The following is a 24,361-nucleotide window of genomic DNA, read 5'->3' as shown; positions in this document are numbered from 1 at the left end:
TTTAAATTAATTAATGATGTGCTTCTTCGGTTGCCATGCCAATATACAGGGCAGACAACACGGTAAATATATATGCTTGAATTGCAGTAACTACAATTTCTATTAATCCGATAAATAATGAAAACGCAACCGAAACTGGTGCCACGGCAATGGTCTCAAAAATAAATATTAAGGACATAAGGGCTAAAATAATAATATGTCCTGCGGTAATGTTTGCAAATAAACGAATCATTAACGAGATTGGTTTTACAAACATTCCCACAATTTCTATAGGCATTAAGAAAATTTTCATGGGCACTGGAACCCCAGGCATCCAAAAAATATGTTTCCAATAATTTTTATTACCGCTAAAGGTTGTTACCAAAAAGGTAAACACCGCCAAAGTTAAGGTAAAGGCTATGTTACCACTTACGTTGGCACCGTTAACAATAGGTATTAACCCGAAAATATTATTAAGCCAAATAAAGAAAAATATGGTTAATAAATAGGGCATGTATTTTTTGTATTTATGGTCGCCAATCATGGGTTTTGCAATCTCATCGCGAACAAAAACAATTAAAGGTTCCATAAAACCTGCTATTCCTGTTGGGATTTTGTTGCTTGATTTTTTATACACCCTAGCGGTAGAAATAAACACAAGCAGCAATACGGCAACCGATACCCACATCATGAGTACGTTTTTCGTGATAGAAAAATCTGCTGGCTTGCTGGCGTTTATTGGGTGATGCTCGTCATCAAAAGCTACAGCTTGTTCATTGGCATCTAATTGATAAATTTTTTCGTGGTATTTAACAAATTTCAAACCGTCTTTTTCAACGATGTGCGTTCCAGAATCGTCGTGATGAAATTCGCTAGACATAAAAGTAACCAACCCTTGGTCTGTCCATAAAATGATAGGCAAAGCAATCGAAATTGGCTTTCCATTCCAATCAACAACATGAAATTCATGAGCATCCTTAACGTGATGCATAATCATCTCTTTGGCATTGAACTCTTTATCGTTCTCGTTCTCTTGGTTTTCCGACGCATAGCCACCAAACGAAATGGCCATAAATAATGCAGAAAAAAATACGCTTTTAAAGGTGTTTAATGTCATTCTATTTTGATTAAAAATGCCTTGCTTTAAATTCCGTGCAAATGTACGCACATTAAGTTAATTGACAAATAATAATTTAATGATTATTTGTCAATATGGTTTTTTGTTGAAAATTAGCTGTAGAGGCCTACTTTTTTTGAAGTAATCGCGTTACGGCATACACTTCAAAAGCAAGAAAAATGAAATAGGGAATAAAAAAGTTGATAAGATCGTATATTTTTTGTTCGGGTTTTGCTAAAATCCACGGCAACAAAAACACCATCGCCAATATCATTTTTAATAGCATGCCCAAAATAAAAGCATTAAACACTTCGGTTTTACCAATCGATTCGCGGTAATTAATTAGTGTATAAATGATTACAACGGTAACCAAATGAAATACATAAATATGCCATAATGGAAAAAACAAAACGGCGTTTTTTGCAAAATGCAAGTTTAAATACGCATGGATACCAAATAACAGAGCACTCAAAACAATGAGTTGCACAAGAAAGTTTAGCTCTCTCTTTTTAAAAAGATTGTTCATGTATTATTCTTCTTTTGAGATTGCAATAATACGTCTTATTACAAAAACAATAGCAAAAATTACAAATACCAATGATAGAATAATCGTGTAAAGGCTGTGCTTGTTCGGAAATGCATCGTCTAGTTTTACACCAATAAAAGCGCCAATGCCAATAATGGCAAACATTTGAAAAACAATACTAGAATAACGAGCGTACGTGTTAAGCTGTTTTTTCTGGTTCGGATTTTTTTTGTTGCTGCGGTGCTTGTCCACTTTTGTTCATATCTTTTACAGAGCCCTTCATAACGCAGGTTACATTAAATGTCGCTCCTGGTTCAACGGCTAGTTTGCCAACAACCACTTCGCCTTCAATGTGCGATGCCGATTTTAATGTAAGTGTGCCCGATAGCGATAGTTTTCCTGAAAATTTACCTTCAAAATAAGCATCGGTACCTTGCAGGGTGCCTTTTATAAAACCTGCTTTACCCACCACAACTTTTCCGGTGGTTTTTATATTGCCTTCTATAATGCCGTCAACCCTAAAATCACCTTCGCTATTAAAGTCGCCAACAATCTTGGTGCCTTGTGATATAATATTTTGACTGGATGTTCCTTCTACCATGTGTTTGTCTTTTTTATTATCAGAGAACATAATGCTATTAATTTTAATTATTATAAATGTTTAAATACGTATCCAGATTTTTATGAATCTGAACGATTTGATAGTTTGCAGATGATATTGCAAAATAAGGTTCGGTTATTTTTCGGTTGTCTTCTTTGGTTAATAGCTGATTGAAAGTTTTAGCAACTTGCCCGCTTTTTAAGCCATGAATAACAACGAGTTTTGTATTGGGGTTGTAAACATCAACCGATGTTTTTAAATCGTAATATATTATATTTTCCAAAACGGTATCTAAGGTTTTTTGAAACGCTTGAATGGCATCAATTTCCGTGTTTTCAAATTTATAAACCACTTTAAAGTTGGTTGAAGCATCATCGGTTTCTTCAACAAAATCGGTGCTCGCCATTTTCGGTAATACCTCTGTTTCCATTTTTTCAGCCTGTTGGCCTTCGGGTGTATTGGCAAAGGTTACCGCCACGTAATTAATGGCTTTTTTGTAGGCGTCGTAACCAAATAACCGGCCTATTGCCGTGGCTTTTAAAAGCTCAAATTTTGGTACAATGGGGTCGCCATCAAAAGCATTAATATAAGTTTCGCATTCTGAAATTACTGTGGCATATTCCTGATTTTCATGTAGTGCAAACAGCTTTTCGTAAACACGTTCGGGGCTCTGCTCGTCTTTTAAATTCGCTAAATCCGGGTTGTTTAAAATGGCAGCGTACCGCGATTCGGGATACTTTGTAATAATCTCGTTTTTGGCGATGGAAGCCTCATCGTTTTCGCCCAACAACTCATAAATTTTATATAGATTGTATTTTGAAGGCACTATTAATCGCTCTTCCGGATGGCTGTTTAACAGGTTTTGGAACTTGCTTTTTGCCAAATTGTATTCTTTGAATTTTTCCTTGTAAATAAGACCCAATTGATAGTAGGCAAAATTCCGATCTTTTGAAATGCTGTCGATTACTTTTTCATCGGAAGGAATTTTAGAGATATAGTATTGCGGATCAAACCGCTCTTCATCTGAAGCCAAATCAACTATATTAACATCTGAAGCATTATTTCCAGAATTTGAAGCTGTTTTATTGGACCATCGCCAATTATCTTCTAAAGTTCTATCGCCCCAAATTTTAATAAATTCGTTTTTGCCATAAGCCACCGCTGTTGGATTGTAAAAATAAAACAGGCTCGCTTGGTTTGGTATGCCTCTATTTGAGGCCTGCCCACCAATGGTATTGTTAACCGTGGCTAAACCGGTGTTACGTTCGGCAGCTTCGGCTCGTTTTTCATCTTCTTCGGCTTTCACTTTTAAAGCTTCAACAAAAGACTCGAAGTATTCCAATCGTTCGGTTTCCATAAAATTTACCAATTGTAAAACACTATCGTTTACATGGGCTATGTTTTCGTAATAAATAACATCTTCCAAATTATCACGTTTCCGTTTAATAATGCGATAAGGCTTAGAGTTTAACACCAAATTGGTCATCGTGCTATCGTAATAATGACCAGCGATTTCGTATTTGGATGTATCAAAATTCATGTCGCCCAAAGTTTGATAGTTTTTAGCCCTCAACAATTTATCTTGCGAATTGGTGCGCAGCGATTTGTTATAAAAGTTTACCGCTAAAGAATCCGATTCGGTCTTTAAATGATACTCGGCAATTTGATGGTATATTTTATCTAAAAAGGGTCTGTTTTCCCTATTTTCTTCAAGTGCAGTAAGGTGTTCTAAAAGCGCTTGTTTGTTTCCGTTTTCATAATCGAAATTTTTAACTTTTTCAATATGAGCGCTTATCATGTAAATGCGCGGTGTTTTACGGTTGAGTTCAATCACTTTATCAAAAGCGATATTGGCGCTGTCTTTATAGCCTAATTGATTGTATAGCTGCCCTTGGATAAAACGATAACGCCCGCGCTCATCGTTGTTTTTTGTTGCGTTTGCAGCAATGTTTAATTGCGTTATGGCACTGTCAACCGATTTGGTATTTAAATATGCTTGCGCCAAAATAGACGTGGCATCGGCTAAATCTTGATCATCCAATTCTTCATCGGCTAATAAGCGTTTTAACTTTTTTATAGCCACTTGGTTGTTTTCCAAACGGATATTGGCCTTTTCGCGCCAAATCTTAACTTGATTTATTTTATCGCTGGTTGGATATTTATTCAGAATATTATTAAATGCCGCCAATGCCGGAACAAAGCGTTGATCGAAGTAACGGGCTTTTCCCAAAAGTAAATACGCTTCGTCTATTTGCGGGTTTTTTTCTTTGCCTTCAATATTTATACTGTGTTTTTGAATGGCTTTTACCGCTTTTTCTTCGGCTCTATTAAAATTCTCGTTTTTAGACTGCCTAGGCAACACCACGTCTTCTTGAATTTGCATGCGCTCGATGGGAAGCACCTCCCAATAGTTGTCGGCATAGCTTTCGTTTAGGGTGTTTCGCCCCTCTTCTAAAGCTAAGTATCCGTTGTAAAGCGCATTAAATTCAGCCGTAACGGCGTGATAGTTTCGGCTAACAAAATTGTCCTTTTTTCTAGAACAACTGGTTGCTAAAACAGTAGAAAAAACTATAAGTAGTATGGCTTTGATTGGAATTTTCAACGGTTGCTATTTAGTCTAATAAATAACTATAAACTCTAGTTATTATTATATGTAACCGTAAAAATAAGCATCTTTTTGGATTTACCTATAAAATCAAATGGCTTTTAAACTACCTCAGCACCAGAAAAATGTGCCTCAAGTTCTTTTAGCGTGGCTTCGCTGGTTGCCAAATCTTTAACTATTTCGCCTTTTTCCAATACCACAATACGCTCGCAAACATCGGTGACATGCAGTAAATCGTGGCTGGAAATTAAAACCGTAACGCCTTGTTTTTCGGCTAAATTTTTAATAATGCCTTTTAATCGAATTTGCGTTGTGGGATCAAGATTTGCAAAAGGCTCGTCTAAAACAATAACTTCGGGGTTGCCAATAAGTGCCGCAACAATGCCCGCTTTTTTTTGGTTACCTTTACTTAAATCGCGTAAATACTTTTTCTGCCCGAGGATTTCCCCATGGAAAAAATCTTCAAACTGACTTACCAATCGATCCACATCGGCCTTATTTTGTCCACGTAATTCTCCGATAAAATAAAAATATTCTTCGGCGGTTAAATAACCAATTAAAAAACTTTCATCGATAAAGGCTGATGTAAACGGTTTCCAATCTTCGCTTTCATTTACCTTAATATTGTTGTTTTTAACATATCCGGTTGTGGGCTGAATTAAATCTAAAAGCAAACTAAAATACGTGGTTTTTCCCGCACCATTATTCCCTACCAATCCAAAACTTTGGCCTTTGGGAATATCTAATTTTTCAATATTTAAAACCATATTGTTGCTGTATTTTTTTGAAAGATTTGATGTTGTAATCATAATGTTTTCTTTTAGTTGTCTTGATCAAAAGCATTGATCATTTTATATTTTGATTTTGTGTATTTAAGTGTGATGGCTTTCATTAATTTTTGATGAAAAACAATACCGATAACACCTAATAAAGCGAGTACCAAACAAGCCATTTCAAAGCCTATTAAAAAGTAAAACAGCGCAAATATACCCATGGGCAATAACAAAAGCGGAATACCAATAAGCCACTGTACCGCTCCCGTGCCTTGATAATTAAAAGCTGCTTTTTGGTTTAAATCGATTTTCTTGCGGTTAAAAGAGCCGCCGTACAAAATAACATGCGTATTAACACCAACGTTATATATGGCGGCAACAAAATGTGCCAATAAAATTTTCCACCCAAAAAACACATACGGAATACCAAGCACAAACAAAATAATAACACTTACGGCCATTAAGGTAAATTTCGATTTTAAATATTGCTCGTATTTTATGTTTTGGCTCATTAAAAGCTTGTAATAGCCACTATCCCACGCGGGAATAAACTGTCCGAAATTAATTAAAAAGATACCCGTTGAAAACACGCCAATGAACATAAAAAACCAAGGCAGGTTTTGGTAAGTGGGTTGCGGATAGAAAAACAAGCCGTACAAAAGCCCAATTAAAACCATCCAAACCGAGGATTTTGTGCGTTTGTTACGCCAAATCAGTTTTAAATCCAGCTGCATAAAAGGGGCAATGTCGCCAAAGGTTTTGGTCCACTCCATATTTGAGGTGTTTACCTCTTTTATCTTGGTTTTTAATCCGCTATCTAAAAACAGTTTTTGCTTTAAAATTTTAAAATTGTAAGCGTATAGGACTATTAATAATAAAACAGGAACGATTAACAAAACAGGGTTTTCAGTAATGTAAGTAACGCCGTTTGAAAGTGCTCCCGCAATGTTTATAATATTAAAATGATTTAGAGCGAACAGAGCACCGGCAAAAACAATAATAGGCAAAAATGACAGCTCGGTTTTGGACGATAAGCTTTCAATAATAAAATTTAAAAAGTTGTTGATTAAGGTGATAAGCACAATAACAGCCAACCAAATTAAAACGGTTGATGTGCTGTAATCATTGGCTATTAATTTGAGTCCGAAAGGAACCGTAGCAAATAATGGTAAAAAATTAATGAATGATAAAGCCGATTTTCCCAAAACAAAATTGACCACAGATTTCCGTTTTACGGGCAGTGTCAATAAAGGTTTAACACTCATTACCGGTAGTTTTTGAAAAAAGAATCGAATCAACAAATCGCCAATTATCCAGAAAAACAACAAACCGTTAAAAGCTACCAACGGGTCTAAATCTGGGTATATTTCCTTTAAGATTTTATCCATTAAAAAACCTGTAAAAAGAAACATAGCCATAAAATACAACATGAAAAATCCCATTAATATTTTAATGGCTAAACTTTTGCCAAAGCTGGCAGACCTAAAAAAAGCTTTCCATTCTAAATTTATAAAATGTTTTATCATAGTTTTGGCTCGTTGTGTTTTTAAATTTAGCTCAAAGTGTTAGTAAGCCTTTTATCGCAATTGTTACAAATAAAGTTAAAATTTAAAAATCAACTTCACTATTTTTGTCAAAACTTTATTTATGTCATCATTTTATAAACTCACCATAAAAGAAATAAAAAGAGAAACCCCTAAAGCCATAAGCATTAGTTTTAGTGTCCCTGAGCACTTAAAAGACACGTTTGCTTTTAAAGCGGGACAGTATATTACTCTAAAAACCGAGATTGAGGGTCATGAGGTGCGTCGCGATTATTCGTTGTGTTCATCGCCAAAAAGTGGCGAGGTAAAAGTAGCCGTAAAAGAGGTTAAAGACGGTACCTTTTCGGCTTACGCCAATAACACTTTACAAGTCGGCGACACTTTAGAAGTTGCGCCTCCAAAGGGGCGTTTTGTATTTGTGCCCAACGATTCCAAAACCAAAAACATTGCGCTTTTTGCGGCAGGAAGTGGTATTACGCCTATTTTAAGTATTATAAAATGTGCTTTGGAAGAAGAGGTTTATAGCAAAGTTATTTTGGTTTTTGGGAATAAAACTACTGAAAACACCATGTTTTTAAACGAGCTTTTAGAGCTTCAGCATCAGCATAAAGACCGTTTTTCCATTCAATTTGTATTTAGTCAAACTGATGAATCTGATGCCATTTTTGGTAGAATTGAAAAAAGCACGGTTAATTATGTGATGAAAAATAAACATAAGCACATTGAGGTTGATGCCTATTATTTGTGCGGGCCCGAAGCCATGATTCATACGGTAAAAGATGTTTTAACCGAACATGATATTGACGAAAACCGCATTCATTTCGAGCTTTTTAAAGCAGCAAAGCCTGCTGAGATAGAAGAAGAAAAAGTGGCTACCGCACCCGGAAAAACACAATTAACCGTTGTGGTTGACGATGAAACAACAACGTTTGAAATGTCGGCCAAACAAAGCGTGCTCGAAGCAGCCTTGGATGAAGATTTAGACGCCCCGTATTCCTGCCAAGGCGGTATTTGTAGCAGTTGCATTGCGCGTATTAAGGAGGGCGAAGCCACAATGCGACAAAATAATATTTTAACTGAAAGTGAAGTTGCCGAAGGTTTAATTTTAACCTGTCAAGCGCACCCAACATCGCCAACCTTAACCGTTGATTATGATGATGTTTAATTCCTGCGAAAGCAGGAATCTCATAAATGGAATTTCATATAAAAACATTAAATGAACACATTAATATTTAATTAAGAAATAAGATAGCTTTTAACTTCCAGTAATGACACTACACTAGATTATGTCAATAATAAATTTAATGAAAGTAAATACTCTAGTTATTTTGAATTTTTTGATAATTATTTATTGCAGTTTGGAATTATTACGATTGGTTGTTCTGTAACATCGAAAAACAACAAATACTTACCTTAGGTTAATTGTAAAGAAAGGAATATTTTCTCTGAAAAAAAGGATGCTCGAATATCTCAGACTATACTCATAGTATAAAAAATTGTCAACTAATTAATGCCAATTATATTATTTCTAAGCTTAAAATGTTAACTATTTCTGAATTAGAATCTTGGACAAGTTAGAAAATTTAGAATGGATTCCTGCCTTCGCAGGAATGACAAACCACATTTAGATTATAGATTTAATTTTACTAATTATAGTTTCAGGCGAAACGCTCCGTGAGGCTTCTTTGTAATGTTCCGGGTATTTATTTCCGTAAATGGAGGTTGGTATTTTGGGATACTTATTTCTATCGGCAAGTAATGCATAATCTTCAGGCTGATTAAACGGTGCAAAACCCGCAAACGGGTGCGTAACACCCCAAACGGTAACTACTTTCACTCCCAACATAGCTGCGATGTGGGCATTGCCAGAATCCATGGACAGCATCACATCTAAATTTGAAATGATGTCCATTTCTTCATCAAGCCTTAATTTCCCGGAGATGTTTATCGTATTATCAAACTCGATTGCCATTGTATTTAATAATTCGGTTTCATAATTTCCGCCGCCGAATAAAATCACTTTATAGTCTTTTGAAAGCGTTTCAATCACTTGTTTCATAGCATCCAAAGGATACATTTTGCTTTCGTAAGTTGCAAAAGGCGCAATGCCAATCTGTTTCTTTGAATCGTCGCCTAATATATTTTGGAGTTTCTTATTTAGTGGTACTCTTTTAGGAAATTTAGGGTTTGTTAAATCCAACGGAAAACCCAAAGCCTCAAAAACATCGGCATAACGTTGATGCGTGGTTTTAAGTTGCTTAAACTGTTTTCCCGATGTTAAAAGCCGCTTTTCTTTTCTGCCCTTGTCAATGGAAACAAAGCGTTTGCAATGCATAAACTTTTTTAAAATCTTGCTTCTTAAAACGCTGTGTAAATCGGCAATGGCATAAAAATAATGGTTTTTATTAAGCTCTCTCGCTAATTTATAAAGTCCGAAAACACCTTTGTGTTCGCCTTTAACATCCGCAGAAAACACCGTAACATGTTGCAAATCCCTAAAAAAAGGTTTGAAAAAAGACTTTGTTAAAACGGTTGTTTTTACTTCGGGATGTTGTTGTTCCAAAGCACGTAAAACGGGAACCGACATAGCCACATCGCCCATGGCTGAGAGACGAATTACTAGGATGTTTTTTTGCTTTTTAGACATGAGCTCCAATAGAAAAAGTCTTCGACAAGCTCAGACTGACATAACGATTTTAATTGGCTATGATGTTACTCTATTTCTGTGAGCGCAATACAGGGTTTAATTCATCATCATTGTACATCTTCATTTGCTTGTAAACCTTCATGTATTTATCGCCCTTTGCGATATCGTTTAAAAGCGTGTCTATGGCCGTTGATAAATCAACGCGTTGCTCCAACAATACGTCTAATTTTGTTTGGCAGGCTGCTTTGTGTTCCGCGGAAGCGTCATTACGCGTAGCCTCCTCATTCATGTGGTACACTTTTAAGGCTAAAATAGACAACCTATCTATGCCCCAAGCAGGACTTTCGGTGTTTATGGTAGCATCGTCTTTTACGGCAACATCTTTATATTTTTCAAGGAAGTAGCTGTCAATATATTCCACCATATCGGTTCTGTCTTGATTTGAAGCATCAATTTTACGCTTTAGCGTTAAAGCAGCAACAGGATCGATTTGTGGATCGCGGATAATATCTTCGTAGTGCCATTGCACGGTATCAATCCAACATTTTCTGTACAATAAATGTTCGATTAAATGCGAATCTTTGTTATACGGGTTTTCAAAAGGCTGGTCTACCGTATTGATAATGTGATATTTCTCTATAACATCTTGAAAAATTTTATTGGCTTTACTTGTAAACATAATGTATTGATTTTAAAGTGTAAATATACTTCTAAATAATTAACTTTACTACTTGAAAACCACAAAAAACACACGATGCACATTCATGATTTATCGCAACAAAATTCTATATTAAATACCTTTATTTCTGAAATGCGAGACGTAACTATTCAAAAAGATAGTATGCGTTTTAGGCGTAATATTGAGCGTACTGGCGAAGTTTTAGCTTACGAAATGAGCAAATCCTTAAACTATAAAGCCTCAGAAATTGAAACCCCTTTGGCGAGTAGCACTATGGATTTGTTGGAAAACGATATTGTTTTGTGTTCTATTTTAAGGGCTGGCGTTCCATTGCACAATGGCTTACTTAACTATTTTGATAAAGCTGAAAACGCTTTTATTTCGGCTTACAGACATCATAAAGAAAACCCAGAACATTTTGAGATTATTGTGGAATATTTAGCATGCCCAGATTTGCAAAACAAGACTTTAATTCTTGCCGACCCCATGTTGGCAACTGGTCAATCCATGATTGCCACCTATGAGGCCTTAAAGCCTTTTGGCACACCAAAGGAAGTCCACTTGGTTAGTGTTATTGGCGCTCAGGAAGGTGTTGATTATGTATCGAAATCCTTTAACGAAAACACCCATTTATGGATTGGCACTATTGATGAACAACTAAACGACAAAAGTTACATTATCCCAGGGCTTGGTGATGCCGGCGATTTGGCTTTTGGCAAAAAACTACAACAATAAAATTACAAAAGGCACCACAATTATAACTGAAAGAAACAGCTCTTTAAACCATTTTTCTTGAATGATTTCAATATAGTTGGCTATAATAATCGCTAATGGTGCAAATAAAAACAGAAACTCGCTACCGTCTTTACTGGGTGCAAAAAATATTATTAAAAACCCATTAAGCACCGCAAACAACACGAGGTAATACGATGGCCTATAAGCTTTCTTTTTCTGCTTTATATTTTGTATATAGAAAATGGATGCCCACACCCCAAAAGAAAGAAGCAGGGTTATTATAATTACATATTGCGCGGAATTGTAATTGTTGAAATTATAACTCGCTTCGGGTAAACTGTTGAATATTCCAAAAAAACTGTCGTCCAAAATTATCGATACACTCATTGAGATTAAAAAAACGGTTAGTAATCCTGTAAACGGAATCAGCCAATGTTTAATATTATTATCGGTGTATAAAAGCAATGAGACAATAATGAGCACAAAAAACAATATGGCCCAAAAGTAAAACAGGGCTGCAATGGCAATCCAAAAAGCCGCATCAAATAATTTTTTATTAACGTTTATTTGAGAGCGCAAACTTATAATTCGTCTGTAACCAAGTAACACAAAAAAGTTGGCATAAATAATTTCTGGATGGCTTAACGTTTGCGGAAGGGCCAACAAAAACAGACTGTACAATACAATTTCGTAATTACTTTTTTGGGTTAAACTATTTTTGCCAACAATAAAACTAAGTGCCAAAACAGACACATAACTCACTAAAAACAAAAAGGTTTCTTTAAAAAAGAAAGCCCCGGTAATAGGCACTTCTACGTACTTTAAGTTAAGTACAATAAAAGCCAAAAGCATGATAAAAAAAACAATAGCAAAATTTATTGGCTTAGATTTTTTAAAAAGGCTTGTAATCATTAACTGTTTTTGTATTTTTGCTATGTAAATATACTAACTATATATTCGGTTAGAAAATAATAAAATACACATGAAAGATTTCTTTTACGCGATAGAGGATTTATTTGTAGATGTGCTTTTTGCACCTTACGATGCTTTAAGAGCCTTAGAGTTAGACAATTGGTGGATGGCAAATATTGTATCCTGGATTTTTATCGTAATATGTTTTGTTGCCATGCTTTACTGGATGAAACAACTTAAAATATTTAATGATAATAACGAGGAAGACAAAAGCATCTCTTCGCATTCGTATTTATAAATCGAAACCAATATCTTTACGATAATTCATCTTATCAAAATGTAGTTTTTCTATACTTTGGTAAGATTTTTTTATGGCCTCTTGATAGGTATTTCCGTATGATGTAATGGCCATAACTCTTCCGCCAGAGGTTACTGTTTTACCATTTTCCATAATGGCGCCCGCATGAAAAGGTATGGATTCAGTAATGTTTTCAATTCCGGAAATTTCCTTTCCTTTTTCGTAAGCTTCAGGATAACCACCAGACACTAACATGATGGTTGTTGCGGCACGCTCGTCAATTTCAACATTTATTTTATCTAACGTTTGATTAGCCATCGCTTGAAGGATTTCAACAAAATCATTTTTTAATCGCGGCAAAACCACCTCGGTTTCGGGGTCGCCCATGCGAACATTGTATTCAATTACTTTGGGGTCGTTTCCAACTTTTATAAGTCCGATAAACACAAAACCAACATAGGGCAAATCGTCCTTTTTAAATCCGTTAATCGTTGGTTTTACAATGCGTTCTTCAATTTTATTCAGAAAATCGTCTGTAGCAAAAGGCACTGGAGATACCGCACCCATGCCGCCTGTGTTTAAACCCGTGTCGCCTTCGCCAATGCGTTTATAATCTTTTGCTGTTGGTAAAATCTTGTAGTTTTTGCCATCGGTTAGTACAAAACAGCTCAACTCGATACCATCTAAAAACTCTTCGATAACTACTTTTGTGCTGGCCTCGCCAAACTTAGCATCAATGAGCATACTTTTTAGTTCCGCTTTAGCTTCATCCAAATCATTAAGAATAACCACGCCCTTTCCGGCCGCTAAACCGTCTGCTTTTAATACGTAAGGCGGATTTAAGGTTTCCAAAAACGCATAGCCTTTTTCTACCGAATCTTTGGTAAAGCTCTCGTAGGCCGCCGTTGGAATGTTATGACGAAACATAAATTCTTTGGCAAATTCTTTACTGCCCTCCAATTCTGCTGCTTTTTGTTGTGGCCCAATAACCGATACGTGTTTCAATTTATCATCATTTAAAAAGAAATCGTGCACGCCTTTTACTAGTGGATCTTCCGGTCCAACCACAACCATGTCGATATTTTTGTCTAAAACCAAAGTTTTAATGGCCTCAAAATCGGTTACACCAATATTTACATTGGTTGCTATTTGCGCTGTTCCGGAGTTTCCAGGAGCAACATAAAGATTTTTGCATAACGGGCTTTGGGCAATTTTCCAAGCAAAAGTGTGTTCTCTTCCGCCAGAACCTAATACTAAAATATTCATTGTGTTATGGTTTTAGTTTCCCATTTTCATGGGAATGACAAATTAATGGTTTTTAATGCCGTGCATTAAAGGAATTTTTCGAAAGCAAAAATAAAACTAATGCTTCTATTACACGAGTTTTTTTTATTTACTTTACAAAAATTATCTTTTGTTTTGAAACTGTTTGATTTTTCGTTGAGACTAAAAGGCTTTCCCATTAAGGAAGCTAAAAATCATTTAAAATACATTCAAAGTAAAGATAATGCTGACTTTAAATCTTATTTGGAAACTAGAAAACAAGCTATTGTATCGTATCATTTAAAACACAATTCGTTTTATAAAAACTTTGCAAAACACGCTAACCCCATAGATTGGAATAGCATTCCTGTGATGACCAAACAGGATTTACAGCAGCCCTTGCAAAACAGGCTTTCAGAAGGTTTTTCTAAAAAAAATAGTCATGTTCATAAAACTTCTGGTTCTTCGGGCGAGCCTTTTATTTTTGCTAAAGACAAATTTTGTCATGCCTTAACTTGGGCTTGTTTTATGAGCAGATATAATTGGTATGATATTGACCTAAACACATCAAAACAAGCAAGGTTTTACGGTATTCCGTTACAAAAAAAAGGCTATTATAAAGAACGAATAAAGGATATTTTAAGTAACCGTTTTCGGTTCTCGGTTTTTGATTTGAGCGATAGTCAGCTTAAAAAAAATGTTGAGACTTTTAAACAAATCCGTTTCCATTATATTAACGGTTACACAAGTGCCATTGTTCAATTTGCTAAATTTCTTAAAAAACAAAATATTATTTTAAAGGTTATTTGTCCCACATTAAAAGTGTGTATTATAACCTCTGAAATGCTTTTTTATGATGATAAAAAACTTATGGAAACCCAATTTGGTGTCCCTGTTATTAATGAATACGGCGCAGCAGAATTGGGTTTAATTGCTTTTGAAAATGAACAAAGCGAATGGCTTATTAATACAGATGATTTATTTGTTGAAATACTGGATAATAACAACCATGTTTTGCCAAATGGCAACGAAGGACGCCTTGTTATAACTTCACTTTACAACAAAGCGCACCCCTTTATTAGATACGATTTGGGCGATATTGGAACACTATCGAAAAATAGTACACTTAAAAAACCAATGCTAAAAAAATTAGTTGGGCGCACCAACGATGTTGTTATTTTACCTAGCGGAAAAAAAGCTGCTGGTTTAACCTTTTACTATGTTACAAAAACGGTTATTGAAGACGATCAAAATGTGAAAGCGTTTATTATTGAACAACTAAAGTTAAATACTTTTAAAATAAGTTATACAAGTGATAAATTAATTTCTGAAGAAAAAACAATTGAAATAAAACAAGCTATTGAAACTTATTTAGAGTCTGGTTTAACCGTTGCTTTTGAGCGGAAAGATAAATTATTAAGAACAAATAGGGGGAAACTTAAACAGTTTATATCTCATTTGTAGTAACAGTTTGTTTAGACTTTACAAAGAAGTGTTCGTTTAAAAATATAAGCATATAATACAACGATTTTAATGTTGAAAAGCCTAGGCCTTTTTTATAAACTTGGTAGTTGTACTTTATAAGATTTAACTTGTTAGAAGACATGGAATCTTTCCTAATACGATAACATGCCAACGATTTTTGGATGCCTTTTGCTGGCTTACCATATTTATTAATAGCGGCTAACCACAACAACCAATCTTGTCTTTTACGTAAATTCGGTGTCTTAATTTTGCCTATTATTTTCGCATTGTAAATACCTGTTAAGTTACCAATGTAGTTGCTTTTTAAAAGTTTGCTATAGTCAATTTCTTTTAAGGCTTTTACTTGTTTATTGAGTGATTCGCTTTTTTCATTAATTAAATCATAACTACTAAAACAAACATGGCAATTTTCACTTTCCATAAAAGCTAGTTGTATTTCCAGTTTATTTGGTTTCCATAAATCGTCGGCATCTAAAAAGGCAATATAATCGCCCTTAGCTGTTTGAATACCTTTGTTTCTGGAGAAAGCAGCACCTTTATTACTGCTGTTTTTTATAAGTTGAATGCTTGGGTTTTTAACAATGAAATTTTCAACAACTTCTAAGGTTTTATCATTAGAACAATCGTCTATTAATATAAGTTCCCAGTTTTTATAAGTTTGACAAAGCACGCTATTAATAGTTTCTGAAATAAATACTTCAGAATTATACATAGGTGTTATTATAGAGACTAAGCTTTTCAAATTATTTAAAAAAAGAATTTAATATGCTTTTTCCTCGCCTTTTAAAGCGTTTAAAAAGGTTTGGATAATGATTTTTATATCTAATAACAACGACCAGTTTTCTATATAAAATATATCGTATTTAACACGGTTAATAATATCCTTATCTTCTTCAATTTCTCCTCTAAAACCACTCACTTGTGCCAGTCCAGTTATTCCTGGTTTAACAAAATGGCGTACCATAAATTTATCTACTTTTTGGGCGTACATATTGGTATGGCTTACCATGTGTGGTCTCGGACCAACAACTGACATATCGCCAAATAGCACATTAAAAAATTGAGGTAATTCGTCTATACTGGTTTTACGAATAAATTTACCTATTTTGGTAACACGTAAATCACCTTTTGTTGCTTGGTGCAAGTTAGCAGTTTTGTTAGGCGTCATCGACCTGAATTTATAACAATCAAATTCTTCATAATTAAAGCCATTTCTAGATTGTTTAAAAAACACAGGGCCTTTAGATTCAAGCTTTATTAATATGGCTAAAATTGGGGTTAACCACGATAAGACGAAAACAATGATAAACGATGAGAACAAAATATCGAATAAACGCTTGATAAATTTGTTTAACGATTCCTGTAAAGGTATAGACCGTAAAGATAAAATTGGGATGTAATCATAATATTCGTACTTAAGTTTTTTAGTAAAAATATCTTTGTTGTCAGGTATAAACTTTAACTCCCGCAAGTTATTATCCGCAAAATCTATAAGTCTATTAATTTGTTTATTAGAGAGTTCTGCTATTGAAAAGTATATTTCGTCAATATCATTGTCAATAACATAATTAAAACACTCATGCAGTGAAAACCCTTCTTTATTTGTATTATACTGTTTCATAAACTTGTATCCAAAATCAAGTCTATTATTGAACGTTTTTATTAACTGTCTGGTTTTTTCGTTTTTTCCTATAACGATAACATTTCTTGTGTTTCCTCTTAAAACAGATCTATATCTTTTAAGTAAAATAAAAGTCAATATTTTAACCACCGAGATTAACACAAAAACCGTAGCCAAATATTGAGCCAATCCTAATCTACTTATATTGGGTTGTTTAAATACACCTATGTAAGCATACATAATTACGGCAAAAAAAAGCATCTGCGTTACCAAAAGCGGTATAACCTGAATTATTCTAGTATGCCTTTGGACTTCGTAAAAATGGTTTTTAAAAGAAATGATAATCCATAGAATCGACAAATAGCCTACAAAAAGGTAAATGTTTGTTAGGTTTAACTCAAAAAATAAAAGAGTAGAAGTAATAATACATAAATCTATAAAACCAAATAATGGCTTCATTAAATTTGAATATCTACCTCGTTTATAATCCATTGCTACTTATTAATATATCTTTTAAAATCTTTATGATCCCTTTTGTATAACTCTTCCTTTGACAAGGATTTAAAGTAGTCAAAAGTTATTTTCATACCTTCTGCTCTTTCTGTTTTCGGTTCCCATCCCAATAGCTTTTTTGCTAAAGTAATATCAGGTCGACGTTGCATAGGGTCATCTACAGGCAGGTCCTTATAAACCACTTTTTGTGCTGTTCCTGTTAGCTTAATTATTTCTTCGGCAAAATCTTTAATTGTAATTTCATTAGGGTTTCCAATATTAACAGGGTAGGCGTAATCACTTAACAGCAACCTGTAAATGCCTTCAACTTGATCATCAACATAACAAAACGAACGGGTTTGCATACCATCACCAAAAACGGTTAAGTCTTCGCCTCTCAAAGCTTGCCCCATAAACGCTGGAATAACGCGTCCATCATTAAGTCGCATTCTTGGTCCGTAGGTGTTAAATATACGAACAATCCGTGTTTCTAAGCCGTGAAATCTATGATATGCCATAGTTATAGATTCTTGAAAGCGTTTTGCCTCATCGTAAACGCCTCGTGGACCAATGGTGTTTACGTTGCCATAATAATCTTCGGATTGCGGATGCACCAAGGGGTCGCCATAGACCTCGGATGTTGAAGCAATAAGAATTCGTGCTTTCTTAGCTTTGGCTAAACCTAACAAGTTATGTGTTCCTAAAGACCCAACTTTTAGGGTTTGTATTGGTATTTTTAAATAATCGATAGGGCTTGCGGGTGACGCAAAATGTAGAATATAATCTAATTCGCCTTCTATTTTGATAAACTGGGTGACGTCGTGTTCAATAAATTCAAAATTTGGATTGGACTCTAAATGACGTAAATTCTTTTTATCGCCAGTAATAAAGTTATCCATTCCCATAACTTTATAGCCTTCAGAAATAAATCGGTCACATAAATGAGAACCTAAAAATCCCGCTGCACCTGTTATTAAAACTTTTTTCATGTTATTTAATTTCCGCTACCTATTTTATAATAGGTAAAACCGATATTCTCAATTAACGCTTTATCTAAAATTCCTCTGCCATCAAATATAAATGCTGGCTTTTGCATGTTTTTATAAATGCTTTCCCAATCGTAGTTCTTAAACTCGTCCCACTCTGTTAAAATTGCAATGGCATGTGAATTTTTACAGGCACGATAAGGGTCAGACTGAACGGTTAACAGGTTTTTGTTTTCTTCTGAAGACCTTGTTTTTAAATTATCTAAATCCGTATAGATCCGTTCTTCGGTAACTTTCGGATCATAAACTTCTATTTGAGCTTGTTCATTTAAAAGATTATCGGCTACTTTTATAGCAGCAGATTCACGAGTATCATTCGTATCTTTTTTAAATGCCCAGCCTAGAAAGGTTATTTTTTTACCAGAAACGGTATTGTATAAAGTGCTAACAATATTATCAGAAAAACGATTTTTCTGGTGGTCGTTCATAATAATAACTTGCTCCCAGTAATCGGCAACTTCATTTAGTCCATAGCTTTTAGCAATATACACAAGATTTAAAATATCTTTTTGAAAGCAAGACCCGCCAAAACCAACTGAAGCATTTAAGAATTTTGGGCCAATACGGGAATCCATCCCAATGGCTTTTGACACCTCTGTAATATCTGCTCCAGTTTTCTCGCATATTTCAGACATCGCATTTATAGACGAAACACGTTGCGCTAAAAATGCATTAGCTGTGAGTTTTGATAGCTCTGAAGACCAAACATTTGTTGTTAAAATATTGTCTTTGGGTACCCATTTGGCATAAATATCTACCAGTGCTTGAACGGCTTCTTTCCCTTCTTTAGTTGATTCGTCTCCACCAATTAATACTCTATCTGGATTTAGCAAATCTTGCACAGCCGTACCCTCGGCTAAAAACTCTGGATTAGATAAAATTTGAAATTGAACACCATTACCCACATTATCTAAAATACTTTTAATGGCTGCTGCTGTTCTTACAGGAAGTGTCGATTTTTCTACAACAATTTTATCTTGTTTCGCCACTCTGGCGATTTGTCTGGCACACGATTCGATATATTTTAAATCAGACGCCATCCCTTTGCCTTTACCGTAGGTTTTAGTTGGCGTATTTACCGATATAAATATCATTTCCGCCTCATCTATGGCTTTATCTATATCTGTAGAAAAGAAAAGGTTTTTATCTCTGGTTTCTTTAACAATATCGGCTAAACCGGGTTCGAATATAGGCAGCTCATCAAGGTTACTGGAGTTCCACGCGGCTATTCTAGCTTCATTAATATCTACAACGGTAATTCTTATTTCAGGGCATTGTTTGGCTATTACCGCCATGGTGGGCCCACCTACGTAGCCTGCGCCTATACAGCAAATGGTTTTAATTTTCATGATAACTACAAATTAAAATTATTATATATGTTTTCTAGTTTTTTAATATTTTTTTTAATGTTAAAGTTTTTTTCAAAATAATTAAATGAATTTTTTTCAAATTTCTCTCTAACATCTTTATTATTAAATAGATAATGAATTTTTTCAGACATTAAATCCACATCATTTTGCCCAACTATGTAACCGTTATAACCATCTTTAATTAAATCTCTATTTCCGTCGCAATCTGTGACAACACATGCTTTTGATAAAGCTAAACTTTCAATAATGGAATATGGTAAACCTTCGTACCTTGATGTAGATATATATATCTTAGATTTTGATATAATTTGAAAAATTTTCTCTCTTTCCATCCACTCTATTAATTTAATATTATTTTCAAGCTTGTAAGCTTTGATTAAAGCTTTTATGCTTTCTTTATTAGGGCTATATTCGCCAACCCCCATAATTACTAGAAATATGTTCGGCTTTTTTCTTTTTAGAAGCTTAATAACTTCAATCATCATTTCTAAATTTTTTTGAAATGATGGACGGCCTACGGTACAAATATATTCGTCTGGCAACCGCAGTTGGTTTTCTTCTTGTTGCTTACTTATTGGTAAAATAGAATTGTTTAAAACAAATACTCTGTTTTTTGAGTATCCAACATCTTTTATTCCTCTTAATTTTTCTGATTCTGAGGTGGCTAGTAAATAAGAGTTAAAATTTTTAAAAACTTGTTCAATCACTAAAAACAGCTTTGACTTGAGTTTACTATTGGCGCTTAAATAAGAATATGCATGAGGAGTGTGCAATACATTAACCTTATAAATTAGAGATGCTAAACGAGCAATAATACCTCCCTTAGCACTATGAGCATGAATTACATCTGGTTTTTCTTTTTTTAAAACCTTTATGGTTAGATAAACTGCTTTTAAATCTTTAAACAAGCTAATTTCTCTTTGAATAGGGATGTCAAATTCTTTAATTAAGGAGTTGCTTTTATTGTAATAAGATTTTTTGTTTTTATTTATTTTGTGTATGATTATATTATCAAAAATATCGGAGTTCATGTTTTCTGTTATTAGTCTTAAATAAACCTCAACCCCACCAACCGAATCTAAAACATGAGCTATTTTTATTTTATTCATTTTGTAAATCGTGGTATTTACTTAATAACTCAATAACTTTATTGGCACTTTTTTCCCAAGAAAAGTTGTCTATCTTTGGATAGTCATTAATTTTCCTATTTAGCTTTAGTCCTTTTTCAATTCCTTGAGCAATGGAATTAGTGTTTTTTGGGTTAACGTAAATAACTGAATCGTCTCCTATTTCCCTAAAAACAGGAATATCAGAAATAACACAAGGTAGATTTTGACTCATAGCTTCTATTATAGGAATTCCAAACCCTTCATATAAACTAGGGAATACAAAAAGTTCTGCTCCTTTGTAGTATTCTACCAATTGCTCATCTGAAATCTGTGTTAAAAAATGAATCCTTTTATCTTCATTTGTCTTTATATTATCAGAGAAATGACCTACAAAATTACCTATAATATAAAGCTCTATAGTATCATTATTTACTTTATGAAAAGCCTCAATTAACCTTTCATAATTTTTTCTTGGATGGTGAGATGATACTGTTAGAATGTAAGGTTTGTTTAACTTTTTACTTTTACGTGTCTTATTTTTGTTTTTAAATATCCCTGAAATACCATTGTATATAACGGTTACTTTGCTTACTGGCAAATCCAATTCTTTACAAACTTCTTTTTTTACTGATTCACTAACCGTTAGAACATGTAAGCATTTTTTTGAAATTTTCGGAACCAAAAAATTATATATAAATCCAAAAGCTTTTGAAAAAGTTTCTCTGTAATATATAAAAGCAACATCATGGACAGATATAATTTGATTTTTATAAAAAAGAGGGCCTGTATAACCAAATGAAATTAATAGTGGTTTGTTTTTCCTTAGTATATAAGCATATAAATCTAATTGTTCCCATAAATGGCTTTTATTTACCCCAATTACCTTAGCATCTAATTCGTTGGCTAGCTCATGGTGTATTACCCCTGGAGATGTTACAAAAAAAACTTTGTTTTTTAATTTTTGCTTTAATATTTTAGAAATTTCTAAAGCAAACCTTTGAACCCCGGTAACAGGTTGAGATAAAAACCTTGCGTTTACAATTATCATTCTAATTTTTTTATGTTAAACAAAAATAATCCACTAAACAACGAAAAAAACATGACACCGTCTGAACGAGATAAAATATTTTCTGTAAGCGAAATTAAACAAATAATAATAATAAAATATAGATACTCCTTATGTTTTATTGCTAGCGCTTGGTTAAAATTAATATAGATAAGTATTAAAAATAGTAATAAGCCAATAATACCTGATGCTAAGAAGAAAAATAAGTATTGGTTATGTGTATTATAATCTTCCCAAGTGTATATTTTCGCCCCTATCTTATCTTTATAGCATTTGTTTAAAGAGTCTTGACTGTCTCCAACGCCTACACCAAACAATATGTTTTCTTTAATGGTAGCAAAAGCACACACATATATACCGTTTCTAACATTTATAGAATTATAACTCTCTATATCGTTTCCTTTTGTTGGCAACTCAAATTTTGATTTAAAAATTTCGTTAACTCTTACTTGTAATGGAGCAAAAATTATATAACTAGATACCAGAGCTACTAGCACTAAAGCACAAATTTTAAGTTGTTTTTTTAACCCCATTTTATTAAAAATGAATAGGGTGCCAATGTATGCTAAAATAGTAGCCATTAATGGCATTCTTGTAGATATAAAAAACATCCACAATAGCAATGTTAGGGCTATAAAAATTAAAATATAACTTTTTTTATTATTTGTTTTTGATAATTGAGCTGCTTTATTAAGAAGAATAAATATTACAAATGCAATCCATAAACCTTGGTATGTAAAATGGGTATCGGTTAATTTGATTATAAAGTTTCTAAAGCGTCTTACTTTAATGGTATTGATGACTTCTTTTTCTAAAGCGGTGTATTTAGATAGGTTATTTCTAACTATTTCTTCGTTTGATAAGTCTGCTAATAAATATTCTAAGTTAGACAATGAATAAAGTATTTGGTATACAACTAACAAAATAACGGAGATAGAAAAAAACCATAATACCTTTTTAATTTTTTTATGGTCAAAAGTGCTTTTGTTTAAATAAAAAATGATGGGGAACACTATAAGAGGTAACATTTTGGTTAACCTATTAAAACCTGCATTAAGGTTTTCTGTATAAATTAACGATAAGCATAAGTATAAAAAAGGTGCAACAGCTACTATTAAAAATAATATGTATTTTTTACTGTATTTGTTTTTTTCTTTGTTAATAATGTAGCAACCTATGCCCAAAAAAGCCCATATTATTGTAAAAACACTTCTTAAACCAAATGTTAAAATAGGGAAAATTGCTAAAACAAAAGTACACCAAACAAAGGCTTGATTAAAAGTTTGCTTATTTGCTTTAAGTTCTATCATTCTCTAATTATGTTTTTTTTAAAAACAGTAATGGGAATAGAACGAGAAAGGCCATTCCTTGAGTTAATGTAATAAACAAACCTGCTAATAAAAACCCAATTAAGGCATAAATTAATTTATTATTCCCTTTGGCTTTTTCGTAAACAAACAGAACTAATAAGACAATGCCTACGAGCCCTACCGACAGTAGCATTAACAGCCAATAGCTATCTAACGTAGCAACAAACCCCTCGCCTCTTACCGCACCTCCTGCTTCACCTATTCCGCCTCCAAATAACACATTATAATCCACTGGAATATCATAAATCCAATGATCAATTCTCATAAAAAGAGATGTTAAATCTAACATTCCTTTTGTATCTAAAAAGTAACCTGCTAATAATAAAATTGGAAAAATATAAGGTAACGCATATTTTAGTTTTTTTAAATTCTTTTTTGTTAGCATAAACTTTAAAAACCAATATATAATCAACACAACGTAAACACTTCTAACAAAACCAACAATAGCTAATATAATGGCAAAAACTCTTTTCTTTTTATAAGTATCGTCTTGATCAAAAAGTAGGTATGCAATTAAGCCAAAGTAGCCTACATTACCAGGGCTTCCTATTAAGCCTGGTGATCTCCAAAAATATAAAAAGCTACTAATTTTAAATTTATATTCTGTGTCGTTACCCCACCTATAACGTCCTGTTAAAAGTTTCATATAATCTTCGGGACCTAGAATATATGTTAATAAAATAAAAACGAGATTTGCAATAATTAGTATGAATATAAATTTTAATATTTTTTTCCAGTAATAACTAGAAATATCTATTTGTTGATATGTAAAAATTAGTACGCTAACTAAAAAAACCTCCCGAAAAGAAATAAATATTTTTGAAAAATTACCTGTGTTAAATATTAAAATTATAAAACAAATTGAAAAATAAGCAATTAACAACAAGTCAATGCCTGTTATTTTTATAGACCCTTTTTTAATTCTTAAAAGCACTACTAAAACCAATAACAAAAAAACACTTATAGGGTGTACAATTGACTTAAACTCCCAATTACCCAATGTTTTAAAGATATTAAATACGATTATACCTTGCACAGATAGTATTTGCAGGATAATAACTAAATATATTATTTTATTTAAGTTTAGTTTCAATATAAAAAATTATTTTGACTTATAAATAGA

At 33.4% G+C, this 24,361-nt stretch carries 23 protein-coding genes; 4 read left to right on the top strand and 19 right to left on the bottom strand.

Annotated elements, in window-relative coordinates; all coding sequences use genetic code 11:
- Positions 1-10 precede the first annotated feature (10 nt).
- From atpB to RNZ46_RS07300, 7 genes are all read right to left on the bottom strand, one after another.
- On the bottom strand, positions 11-1,096 hold the full coding sequence (gene atpB / locus RNZ46_RS07330) for a F0F1 ATP synthase subunit A (RefSeq protein ID WP_316984728.1): 1,086 nt from the start codon (positions 1,094-1,096) through the stop codon (positions 11-13).
- A gap of 127 nt (positions 1,097-1,223) precedes the next feature.
- On the bottom strand, positions 1,224-1,622 hold the full coding sequence (locus RNZ46_RS07325; protein ID WP_316984727.1) for a hypothetical protein: 399 nt from the start codon (positions 1,620-1,622) through the stop codon (positions 1,224-1,226).
- A gap of 3 nt (positions 1,623-1,625) precedes the next feature.
- Positions 1,626-1,874 carry an AtpZ/AtpI family protein gene (locus tag RNZ46_RS07320; protein WP_316984726.1) on the bottom strand — a complete coding sequence of 83 codons (249 nt, stop codon included), beginning with the start codon at positions 1,872-1,874 and terminating at the stop codon, positions 1,626-1,628.
- Positions 1,822-2,253 carry a bactofilin family protein gene (locus RNZ46_RS07315; protein ID WP_316984725.1) on the bottom strand — a complete coding sequence of 144 codons (432 nt, stop codon included), beginning with the start codon at positions 2,251-2,253 and terminating at the stop codon, positions 1,822-1,824. The genes RNZ46_RS07320 and RNZ46_RS07315 overlap by 53 nt, the downstream gene beginning before the upstream one ends.
- A 13-nt stretch (positions 2,254-2,266) precedes the next feature.
- Positions 2,267-4,825: a type IX secretion system periplasmic lipoprotein PorW/SprE gene (gene porW, locus RNZ46_RS07310; RefSeq protein ID WP_316984724.1), complete on the bottom strand. Its 2,559-nt coding sequence runs from the start codon at positions 4,823-4,825 to the stop codon at positions 2,267-2,269.
- Positions 4,826-4,929: 104 nt separating this feature from the next.
- Positions 4,930-5,637, bottom strand: a complete 708-nt coding sequence (locus RNZ46_RS07305) for an ABC transporter ATP-binding protein (RefSeq protein ID WP_316984723.1) — start codon at positions 5,635-5,637, stop codon at positions 4,930-4,932.
- Between the two features lie 11 nt (positions 5,638-5,648).
- Entirely contained in the window at positions 5,649-7,127 is a 1,479-nt protein-coding gene (locus RNZ46_RS07300; protein ID WP_316984722.1) for a DUF5687 family protein, read from the bottom strand.
- 121 nt (positions 7,128-7,248) lie between these two features.
- Between RNZ46_RS07300 and RNZ46_RS07295 the strand changes: the two genes are divergently transcribed.
- The gene (locus RNZ46_RS07295) at positions 7,249-8,310 is read left to right on the top strand and encodes a 2Fe-2S iron-sulfur cluster-binding protein (protein WP_316984721.1); all 1,062 of its coding nucleotides are present in this window, start codon (positions 7,249-7,251) and stop codon (positions 8,308-8,310) included.
- 459 nt (positions 8,311-8,769) lie between these two features.
- On the opposite strand, the gene RNZ46_RS07290 is transcribed toward RNZ46_RS07295, so the two are convergent.
- Together RNZ46_RS07290 and RNZ46_RS07285 are read right to left on the bottom strand one after the other, a co-directional pair.
- Positions 8,770-9,792, bottom strand: coding sequence for a glycosyltransferase family 9 protein (locus RNZ46_RS07290; RefSeq protein WP_316984720.1), 1,023 nt, complete (start codon positions 9,790-9,792; stop codon positions 8,770-8,772).
- Between the two features lie 70 nt (positions 9,793-9,862).
- Positions 9,863-10,471, bottom strand: a complete 609-nt coding sequence (locus RNZ46_RS07285; protein ID WP_316984719.1) for a DUF4254 domain-containing protein — start codon at positions 10,469-10,471, stop codon at positions 9,863-9,865.
- Positions 10,472-10,546: 75 nt separating this feature from the next.
- Here RNZ46_RS07285 and upp point away from each other — a divergent pair, with 75 nt between their 5' ends.
- Positions 10,547-11,206 (top strand): uracil phosphoribosyltransferase, encoded by a 660-nt coding sequence (gene upp, locus RNZ46_RS07280; RefSeq protein WP_316984718.1) that lies wholly within the window; start codon positions 10,547-10,549, stop codon positions 11,204-11,206.
- On the opposite strand, the gene RNZ46_RS07275 is transcribed toward upp, so the two are convergent.
- On the bottom strand, positions 11,195-12,118 hold the full coding sequence (locus RNZ46_RS07275; RefSeq protein ID WP_316984717.1) for a DUF6427 family protein: 924 nt from the start codon (positions 12,116-12,118) through the stop codon (positions 11,195-11,197). The genes upp and RNZ46_RS07275 overlap by 12 nt on opposite strands.
- A gap of 70 nt (positions 12,119-12,188) precedes the next feature.
- Between RNZ46_RS07275 and RNZ46_RS07270 the strand changes: the two genes are divergently transcribed.
- Positions 12,189-12,416, top strand: a complete 228-nt coding sequence (locus RNZ46_RS07270; protein ID WP_316984716.1) for a DUF6341 family protein — start codon at positions 12,189-12,191, stop codon at positions 12,414-12,416.
- Here RNZ46_RS07270 and purD read toward each other — a convergent pair.
- Entirely contained in the window at positions 12,411-13,682 is a 1,272-nt protein-coding gene (gene purD, locus RNZ46_RS07265) for a phosphoribosylamine--glycine ligase (RefSeq protein WP_316984715.1), read from the bottom strand. The genes RNZ46_RS07270 and purD overlap by 6 nt on opposite strands.
- A gap of 99 nt (positions 13,683-13,781) precedes the next feature.
- Between purD and RNZ46_RS07260 the strand changes: the two genes are divergently transcribed.
- On the top strand, positions 13,782-15,143 hold the full coding sequence (locus tag RNZ46_RS07260) for a phenylacetate--CoA ligase family protein (protein WP_316984714.1): 1,362 nt from the start codon (positions 13,782-13,784) through the stop codon (positions 15,141-15,143).
- Here the strand turns inward: RNZ46_RS07260 and RNZ46_RS07255 are convergent.
- From RNZ46_RS07255 to RNZ46_RS07220, 8 genes are read right to left on the bottom strand one after another with little or no spacing between them, the layout of a single operon-like run.
- Positions 15,127-15,906: a glycosyltransferase family 2 protein gene (locus RNZ46_RS07255; RefSeq protein ID WP_316984713.1), complete on the bottom strand. Its 780-nt coding sequence runs from the start codon at positions 15,904-15,906 to the stop codon at positions 15,127-15,129. The two genes, RNZ46_RS07260 and RNZ46_RS07255, sit on opposite strands and share 17 nt — an antisense overlap.
- 18 nt (positions 15,907-15,924) lie before the next feature.
- A complete protein-coding gene (locus RNZ46_RS07250) occupies positions 15,925-17,277 on the bottom strand; it encodes an undecaprenyl-phosphate glucose phosphotransferase (protein ID WP_316984712.1) in 1,353 nt (450 codons plus the stop codon).
- Positions 17,278-17,279: 2 nt separating this feature from the next.
- Positions 17,280-18,266 carry a UDP-glucuronic acid decarboxylase family protein gene (locus RNZ46_RS07245; protein ID WP_316984711.1) on the bottom strand — a complete coding sequence of 329 codons (987 nt, stop codon included), beginning with the start codon at positions 18,264-18,266 and terminating at the stop codon, positions 17,280-17,282.
- Between the two features lie 5 nt (positions 18,267-18,271).
- Positions 18,272-19,672, bottom strand: a complete 1,401-nt coding sequence (locus RNZ46_RS07240; protein ID WP_316984710.1) for a UDP-glucose 6-dehydrogenase — start codon at positions 19,670-19,672, stop codon at positions 18,272-18,274.
- Between the two features lie 5 nt (positions 19,673-19,677).
- A complete protein-coding gene (locus tag RNZ46_RS07235; protein WP_316984709.1) occupies positions 19,678-20,802 on the bottom strand; it encodes a glycosyltransferase in 1,125 nt (374 codons plus the stop codon).
- Complete coding sequence (locus tag RNZ46_RS07230; protein ID WP_316984708.1) at positions 20,795-21,850, bottom strand: glycosyltransferase family 4 protein; 1,056 nt, start codon at positions 21,848-21,850, stop codon at positions 20,795-20,797. The genes RNZ46_RS07235 and RNZ46_RS07230 overlap by 8 nt, the downstream gene beginning before the upstream one ends.
- Positions 21,847-23,178, bottom strand: a complete 1,332-nt coding sequence (locus RNZ46_RS07225; RefSeq protein ID WP_316984707.1) for an O-antigen ligase family protein — start codon at positions 23,176-23,178, stop codon at positions 21,847-21,849. The genes RNZ46_RS07230 and RNZ46_RS07225 overlap by 4 nt, the downstream gene beginning before the upstream one ends.
- Before the next feature lie 7 nt (positions 23,179-23,185).
- A complete protein-coding gene (locus tag RNZ46_RS07220; protein ID WP_316984706.1) occupies positions 23,186-24,331 on the bottom strand; it encodes a hypothetical protein in 1,146 nt (381 codons plus the stop codon).
- Between the last annotated feature and the right edge of the window lie 30 nt (positions 24,332-24,361).

Origin of the sequence: Hwangdonia lutea (genome assembly GCF_032814565.1) — a bacterium.
Classification (GTDB): domain Bacteria; phylum Bacteroidota; class Bacteroidia; order Flavobacteriales; family Flavobacteriaceae; genus Hwangdonia; species Hwangdonia lutea.
This window is presented reverse-complemented; position numbering and strand designations above follow the sequence as displayed.

Excerpts from the sequence above, each read along its gene's own strand:
- RNZ46_RS07250 (WP_316984712.1), bottom strand. The coding sequence starts at position 17,277 with ATGGATTATAAACGAGGTAGATATTCAAATTTAATGAAGCCATTATTT.
- RNZ46_RS07305 (WP_316984723.1), bottom strand. The coding sequence starts at position 5,637 with ATGATTACAACATCAAATCTTTCAAAAAAATACAGCAACAATATGGTT.
- purD (WP_316984715.1), bottom strand. The coding sequence starts at position 13,682 with ATGAATATTTTAGTATTAGGTTCTGGCGGAAGAGAACACACTTTTGCT.
- atpB (WP_316984728.1), bottom strand. The coding sequence starts at position 1,096 with ATGACATTAAACACCTTTAAAAGCGTATTTTTTTCTGCATTATTTATG.
- RNZ46_RS07300 (WP_316984722.1), bottom strand. The coding sequence starts at position 7,127 with ATGATAAAACATTTTATAAATTTAGAATGGAAAGCTTTTTTTAGGTCT.
- RNZ46_RS07325 (WP_316984727.1), bottom strand. The coding sequence starts at position 1,622 with ATGAACAATCTTTTTAAAAAGAGAGAGCTAAACTTTCTTGTGCAACTC.
- RNZ46_RS07225 (WP_316984707.1), bottom strand. The coding sequence starts at position 23,178 with ATGATAGAACTTAAAGCAAATAAGCAAACTTTTAATCAAGCCTTTGTT.
- RNZ46_RS07260 (WP_316984714.1), top strand. The coding sequence starts at position 13,782 with ATGCTTCTATTACACGAGTTTTTTTTATTTACTTTACAAAAATTATCT.
- RNZ46_RS07315 (WP_316984725.1), bottom strand. The coding sequence starts at position 2,253 with ATGTTCTCTGATAATAAAAAAGACAAACACATGGTAGAAGGAACATCC.
- RNZ46_RS07275 (WP_316984717.1), bottom strand. The coding sequence starts at position 12,118 with ATGATTACAAGCCTTTTTAAAAAATCTAAGCCAATAAATTTTGCTATT.
- RNZ46_RS07285 (WP_316984719.1), bottom strand. The coding sequence starts at position 10,471 with ATGTTTACAAGTAAAGCCAATAAAATTTTTCAAGATGTTATAGAGAAA.
- RNZ46_RS07245 (WP_316984711.1), bottom strand. The coding sequence starts at position 18,266 with ATGAAAAAAGTTTTAATAACAGGTGCAGCGGGATTTTTAGGTTCTCAT.
- RNZ46_RS07270 (WP_316984716.1), top strand. The coding sequence starts at position 12,189 with ATGAAAGATTTCTTTTACGCGATAGAGGATTTATTTGTAGATGTGCTT.
- RNZ46_RS07290 (WP_316984720.1), bottom strand. The coding sequence starts at position 9,792 with ATGTCTAAAAAGCAAAAAAACATCCTAGTAATTCGTCTCTCAGCCATG.
- RNZ46_RS07295 (WP_316984721.1), top strand. The coding sequence starts at position 7,249 with ATGTCATCATTTTATAAACTCACCATAAAAGAAATAAAAAGAGAAACC.
- RNZ46_RS07235 (WP_316984709.1), bottom strand. The coding sequence starts at position 20,802 with ATGAATAAAATAAAAATAGCTCATGTTTTAGATTCGGTTGGTGGGGTT.
- RNZ46_RS07230 (WP_316984708.1), bottom strand. The coding sequence starts at position 21,850 with ATGATAATTGTAAACGCAAGGTTTTTATCTCAACCTGTTACCGGGGTT.
- upp (WP_316984718.1), top strand. The coding sequence starts at position 10,547 with ATGCACATTCATGATTTATCGCAACAAAATTCTATATTAAATACCTTT.
- RNZ46_RS07240 (WP_316984710.1), bottom strand. The coding sequence starts at position 19,672 with ATGAAAATTAAAACCATTTGCTGTATAGGCGCAGGCTACGTAGGTGGG.